Origin of the sequence: Thiolapillus sp. (assembly GCF_048562965.1) — a bacterium.
Classification (GTDB): domain Bacteria; phylum Pseudomonadota; class Gammaproteobacteria; order Chromatiales; family Chromatiaceae; genus Thiolapillus; species Thiolapillus brandeum_A.
In genome coordinates this window covers 1-522 of sequence record NZ_JBHNMF010001657.1, presented here as the reverse complement: position 1 = coordinate 522, position 522 = coordinate 1, and the positions used below count along the sequence as shown (strand labels likewise).

At 55.6% G+C, this 522-nt stretch carries 2 protein-coding genes; one reads left to right on the top strand and one right to left on the bottom strand.

Translation table 11 applies throughout. The features are described from left to right. Positions 1 to 140 precede the first annotated feature (140 nt). Entirely contained in the window at positions 141 to 416 is a 276-nt protein-coding gene (locus ACOCD2_RS26065) for a hypothetical protein (RefSeq protein ID WP_294032275.1), read from the top strand. Here ACOCD2_RS26065 and ACOCD2_RS26060 read toward each other — a convergent pair. Next, positions 357 to 482: a hypothetical protein gene (locus ACOCD2_RS26060; RefSeq protein WP_308317381.1), complete on the bottom strand. Its 126-nt coding sequence runs from the start codon at positions 480 to 482 to the stop codon at positions 357 to 359. The genes ACOCD2_RS26065 and ACOCD2_RS26060 overlap by 60 nt on opposite strands. Between the last annotated feature and the right edge of the window lie 40 nt (positions 483 to 522).

Genomic DNA, 522 nt, shown 5'->3' with positions numbered 1-522 from the left:
ACATGTGCAAAGAATGGCTGGTCGATGTACTCCATACCCTGCTGAAAAAACTGCTTGCCAAAATCCCCGCTGGCGGCGGGATTGTATTTCAGATAGGGGTAGAGTTTTTTCAGAATCAACGCAAGCGTGTCTTCGGCCTCGTGATAGATTTTGGGACATCCCAGTCCCCAAAATCGACTCGGCCTTTGACAACCTATTTGTGCCCCAGCCGTCCTGGTCACCAAGCACTACGCAACAACTTCGCAAGCTCGTTGCTGCTCCGTACTTGGCTCCCAATGACTGGACGCCGCGTTCGGAGGCCTACTTTGTTTTCCCTCTGGCGCAAGGCACGCCGGGAAAACAGTGCGGCCTCGCGGCTACTGGGGTCTACCAGCCTTCGCTTCGCTCTCCATGGCTGGCAGCGGGCGCAGTGTTGAATCCGGGTAGCGGTGGCAGAAACGCCGGATTTTGGCTTCCTTGAATATATCGTAACCGCCAAACACTTCGTCCGCCCCTTCTCCCGTGAGAACGACCTTGTAGTCG